This window comes from Aquabacterium sp. UBA2148, from assembly GCF_002328915.1.
Lineage (GTDB): Bacteria > Pseudomonadota > Gammaproteobacteria > Burkholderiales > Burkholderiaceae_C > Aquabacterium > Aquabacterium parvum.
Genome location: NZ_DCXA01000047.1, coordinates 1 through 5356 on the forward strand (window position 1 = coordinate 1; position 5356 = coordinate 5356).

A 5356-nucleotide genomic window follows, 5' to 3' on the forward strand; every position below is an offset into this window, starting at 1 on the left:
GGCCAAGGCCGGGCAGCCAGCTCGGCCGTCACCAGGCCTTGCTCGTCGGGCACACCGGTGAGGTGCACCTCGTCCAGCGCGGCCCAGGCAGCTTGAGCACCTCTGCGAAAGTGCAGTTGAACCACTTCGCCGACGCCCAGCGCCACGCGCGCCGGCAGGCGGCATCGCCACCTCAGTCGGCCCGCCGACCACTGCCCTTCGGCTGCGACGGGTCGTTCGATCTCATCGCGACCTCGTGCGCCGCGCTCCATCCAGACCATGCGCATCAAGCTGGGTTCACCGATGACGGCTTTGACGGTGCAGAGTCGGTCCAGCGTGATGTCACGCTGCAGTCGAGCCGCGTTCATGTGCACCACGCCTGTCTCGACCACACGTCCCTGGACCCAGTCATCGACATCCAGCTGCACGCGGATCGCTTCACCAGGCATGAGACCCAGTGCGTGCGGACCCTCTGCGCGCAGCGCCAGTTGTTCGCCGCTCAGGGCCAGCGGTGTCAAGGCCAACGCATGTGAACTGACCCACGCCTGCAGGCTCAGGCCATCGGCCCAGGCGCCCGGGCTGCCAGCGCGCAGCCAGGCGGCCTTTGCCACCCAGTCGCCTGAGCCTGACTCGCGGCGAACCTGAAGCATGCGTTGCACCGGAAATCGGGTGGTCACGGCATCGTCGCCGGCCACGCGCACCACCCAGGCGCGGCGACCGCCTTGCAAGAAGAACTGCGCCACGCTGCCCGGCATCAGTGCTCGGGTGTCTTCCTCGGCTTCGCTGGTGGCGGCCACCAGCACCAGTTCAGCGCCAAATACCGATTCAAACTCGAGGGTGCTTTCCACCGCCACCGGCACGCCCACGGGCCCCCGTTGGGCGAAGCCCACGAAGCAGGCAATGTCCATGCGCGGCAGGGCCTCGTCCAGCGCTGGGGCGGGCACGTCGAAGCGCAGGCCGGGCAGGGGGCGTGACAAGGTGCTGCTCATGGTCTTCGTGGCTCAGTCTCGTGAACCGATCACTCCATCTCCAGCCGCTCGTAGGCCAGCACCAGCTCTTCCATGGCCACGTCGGTGCCCTTGGCGTTGAAAGGGCCTGAGGTGTGCTTGATGACCCGGGCGCGGATGAGCTTCCAGGTTTGCACGACCGTGGTGTGGTCCTCGCTTTGCAGCTGGATGGTGACCGTGCGCAAGGCCTTCTGGTCACCGTTGCGGATCTGGTCGAGCCACTGGTAGAGGTTCAGCGAGCCGATCACGCCGCGCTTGAGGGTCACGTCGGATGCCTTGTTCAGGCCCGTGATCTTGCGCACGCTGTTTTCTTTCTCGTTGCCGTTGCGGTACTCGGACACGGTGACTTCCATGCCGATGCCACTGACTTCCTGGAAGCCGGCTTCGGGGCCTTCGGTGTTGCCGGTTCCCAGGTCGACCAGGAAGTTGAACTGGACGTAGGGGCGGTCGCGCAGCACTGCCATGTTGTTTCTCCTTCAGGGATTCGGGTGTGAGGTCACGGGCGGGCTCAGGCTCGGCGGTCGCCGGTCCACTGGCCGATGCGGAAGATCACGAACTCGGCAGGCTTGAGCGGTGCCACGCCCACCAGGCAGACGAGCCGACCGTTGTCCAGGTCGTTCTGGCTCATGGTGCTGCGGTCGCAGCGCACGAAGAAGGCCTTGTCCGGCTTGTCGCCCAGCAAGGCGCCGGACTGCCATTCGTTGAGCAGGAAGTCTTCGATGGTGCGGCGCACGTTGGCCCAGAGCTGTTCGCCATTGGGCTCGAAGACGGCCCATTGCGTGCCCTTGTCGATGGAGCGCTCGAGGTAGGCGAAGTAGCGCCGCACGTTGAGGTACTTCCATTCGGGGTCGGAGCTGATGGTGCGGGCGCCCCACAGGCGCATGCCGCGGCCTTCGAAGTAGCGGAAGCAGTTGATGCCTTCGGGGTTGAGCACCTCTTGCTGCCCCTTGTTGAGCAGGGTTTCGAAGCTTTGTGCCAGTTTCACCACCTCGTTGGCCGGCGCCTTGTGCACGCCTCGCTCGATGTCGTTGCGCGCGCAGATGCCCGCCACAAAACCGGATGGCGGCAGGTTGATCTCGCGGCGCGTGATCGGGTCGAGCACGGTCACCCAGGGGTAGTAGAGCGCGGCGTGCTTGCTGTCGAGCTTGGCGCGCATGCCTCGCACCTCTGCCACGGGCAGCTTGTCGCCGCTGTCGAGCAGGGCCACGCGATAGCGCATGCGCTCGGCGTGGGCGATCAGTTGTGCGATGACGCCATTGGCTTCTTCGCGGAAGTTGGCGTAGTCCCAGGTGCTGCCAGGCGCAGCGACCATCGAGATGTCCTCGATGTCCTCGAACTGCTTGAGGCCCAATGAGTGGCCTTCGTTCTGATCGGCCTTGCCCTCGTACTCGGCGGCGCCAGGGCGTTGTCCATCGTTGCCGCCGGTGAGCTGGAAGTCCACCCACACGCCCAGCGTGAGCTTGTCAGCGGGGGTGATCTGGCGGCGCGTGTCTTCGGTGGTGGGCACCAGCAGGTCGGTCGGGTCATCGCCGAAGAGGTCACGCAACACATCGAAGGCGCTGACCACGGCCAGCGGGTCGCGTGCGATGACGAGTGGCAGGGCACGGGCATCCTCGGCCGAGGACGGGGTGTTGGCGAACTTGGCGAACACCGAGTCCAGCGCCACACCCTCGCGGTGGGCCGGGTCCAGGGGGAGGCCGCTCCAGGTGGCCAGCTCGCGCGTGCCGTCGCGGGTCAGCAGCGACACGCTCAGCGTGACCACCCGCACAGAGTCACCGGCGTCGGGTGTTTGGTCGACGGTCAGGGCGCTGACGTCGAACCAGTCGGTGTCTTCGACCGGTGAGGTGACCTGCATGGGCTCGAAGACCCAGGTGGCGCGCGGCTCGTCCCAGTGAACGATGCAGAAGGTGCCGGTCTCGCGGCCTGCCGGTGAGCTGGTTCGATCGCGCACCCAGACCAGGTCCAGGTCCTTGACCGAGCGCAGCGTGTTGACCGGGTCGCCGCTGATCGGATCGATCGTGCTGGTCAGCACGTTGGCGCTGCCCTTGAGCGTGAAGCGCACGCGCAGGTTGGCGGCAGCACCTGGGTGGCGGGCCCGCACCCGCACGCCGCCTGTCGAGGCGATGTCCACCCGGGCATGACCATCGTCGTAGGCATCGGCCAGTGCGGGCGGCGTGAGGTCGTCCTCGTCGCCGATGGGGATGTAGTCGCCCACCAGGGGCTTGAACACGCGCGAGATGTACAGGCGCCTGCCGCCCTCGGTGAAGAAGGCACGCACACCGTGCCAAAGGTGGTTCGGCGCTTCCGCATTGCCGTCGAAGACCAGCGGCGAGCCCGCCCTGAACGGGTCGTACAGGCGTTCGTAGGCCGACAGGCTGGTGACGAGGTCGGGCTCCAGGGCAACCGGGCCGAACGCGGCAGCGCCGATGAAACCGGTGGTGGTGGTCGACACCCCCTCGATGGTCTTGGCGCGGAACGAGGTTTCTTCGACGAAGACGCCTGGGGCGAGGTACTCGGGCATGGGGATCTCCTGCGGAGTCAGTCCGCGACGAACACGAAAGATGACGGGTAACGGTGGGCCTCCAAGGGCACGCCCGCCTGGAGGGACAAGGGGGCCAGCGGGACATCAGGGCCCACGGCTTGCAGCAAAGGGATCTCGGGCTGCGCTGGCAGATCGGTCCAGTCGACCAGCGTTTGGGGCTGGCGTTCGGGGTGCCACCGCGCGTGCAGGGTCACGGTCCAGTCGAGCAGGGCCTCGGCGGTTGCGGGCGAGCCGTGCGGCAGGCCCTCTCGTGGTTTGGGCAGGGGGAAGACCAGCTGCGCGCGGCCTTGCGCGTCGGCCAAGCCTTCGGCCAGCACGTTGCTGCCCAGGCGCAAGGTCAGCCAGGCCCAGCAAGCGGGCAGGGTGGTGTCACTGCGCCGGCGCAGGTCCACCTTCAGGCTGGCCAGCGCCTGTGGCACCGGACGGGTGATGGCGCTGTAGAGCGGCACCCTCAAGATGTCCGGTGCCGGCCAGGTGGGGCGCAGGAAGGCGTCGACATACCGACCGGAGCGGTCTCGCACGCGCAGGCTCAGCCTGCCGGTCGGCGGTGGCGAGTCAACCAGGTCGGATGGGCTTGTCGGGCCATCGAGCAGTGTGTGCACGCCCCGCAAGCTGTGCAGGCCGTACACGCCACTGCGACTCGGGCTCAAACGCCTGGGCTGATCGGGTCGCCAGGCATCGATGGCCTCGACCCACAGGTCATCGCCGTGAACAGGCTTGCCGTCCACGGCATCGTGAAACAGCACCCCCAGCAAGGCGGGGCGCACGATGCGATCGGCGCCAGGGCTGAGCACACGTGTCATGGCTGGCCCTCTGACGTGATCTGACCCACGCCGAACTCGCGGCTGACGACCAGCGGGCCCTCGTCCACAAAGCGGTTGGACTCCAGTTGCAGCATTCGCACGCTGTAGTTCACCGAGGTCATCCAGCGGTTGCGGAACTTGTCCCACAGGCCGAGGTGATCCGGCAGGCTCATCGGCTCCAGCAACAGCTCGATGGCCTCGTCGGGCTTGAAGGCGGGCACGCTGCGCTGGGTCAAGGCCTGGTTGAGCAGGGCCGCCGGCACCGTGGCGTTGTCTTCCAGGAAGCGCATCAGCCATCCGGTCAGGCGCAGTTGGCGCTCTGGCTCGGCCGCCCAAGCTGTCACCAGGATCGACAGGTCCACGGCCAGGCTGGGCATGCGCTTGCGACCATCTACCTCTCGCAAGGGCTGAGAGCGTCGCAGTGCTGCGCTGGGTTGGATGCGCCAGACCAGCAGCGAAAATCCCTCGGTGACTTGCGGGTTGCTGAAGTCGTGTCCGCCATACAAGGTGAAAGTGGGTGTGGCGGCGAACTCCTCGCGGGGGCAGTGGTCCTCCACCATCTTCAGGATGGTTTTGGCGACGGCGGCGATGGCGAGGTGATTGGCCATGTGGTGTGTGTCAGTGATCGGTCGGACGTGGACCTGGCTCCAAAGGACGGGCAGCCAGGTAGGCGGTGGGTGCCCAGGCTTGTTGCAGCCTGTGGAGGAAGCCCTCGGCTTCGAGCGTTGTCAGCGCCTGCTCCACCACTTGCAACGACACCTCGCCCAACAAGGGCAGGACCCACCATCGCTGGATGCCCTCGGCCGTGTCAGAGGCCTGCGGGTGTCGCAGCAAGTGGCGACGGATGACCTCGGCCACTGCGACGACTTCCCGTGAAGGCGACTGCGCGTCCATCCGACTCCCCCTGGTTGGCGACTGAAATCTGTGATGTTTCTCACGTCATTGCAAAGCGCAGGCCAGGTGGATGCCTTGGCTTTTCCCTGGGGACAAGGGCTCAAGGGAGAGGCGGCTGTGGCGCGGGCGCC

At 66.7% G+C, this 5356-nt stretch carries 5 protein-coding genes and 1 pseudogene; all 6 read right to left on the reverse strand.

Going from position 1 to position 5356, the window contains the following annotated elements; all coding sequences use genetic code 11:
- A pseudogene (locus B2W70_RS02450) lies at positions 1-968 on the reverse strand (hypothetical protein); the annotation flags it as partial.
- A gap of 29 nt (positions 969-997) precedes the next feature.
- Complete coding sequence (locus B2W70_RS02455) at positions 998-1450, reverse strand: phage tail protein (RefSeq protein WP_058088858.1); 453 nt, start codon at positions 1448-1450, stop codon at positions 998-1000.
- Between the two features lie 44 nt (positions 1451-1494).
- Complete coding sequence (locus B2W70_RS02460) at positions 1495-3507, reverse strand: phage tail sheath family protein (protein WP_286742490.1); 2013 nt, start codon at positions 3505-3507, stop codon at positions 1495-1497.
- Between the two features lie 17 nt (positions 3508-3524).
- Positions 3525-4331: a hypothetical protein gene (locus tag B2W70_RS02465; protein WP_286742493.1), complete on the reverse strand. Its 807-nt coding sequence runs from the start codon at positions 4329-4331 to the stop codon at positions 3525-3527.
- Complete coding sequence (locus B2W70_RS02470) at positions 4328-4939, reverse strand: DUF4255 domain-containing protein (protein ID WP_286742496.1); 612 nt, start codon at positions 4937-4939, stop codon at positions 4328-4330. Before B2W70_RS02470 ends, B2W70_RS02465 begins: the two co-directional genes overlap by 4 nt.
- 10 nt (positions 4940-4949) lie before the next feature.
- Entirely contained in the window at positions 4950-5225 is a 276-nt protein-coding gene (locus B2W70_RS02475) for a hypothetical protein (RefSeq protein ID WP_058088854.1), read from the reverse strand.
- Positions 5226-5356: the final 131 nt, after the last annotated feature.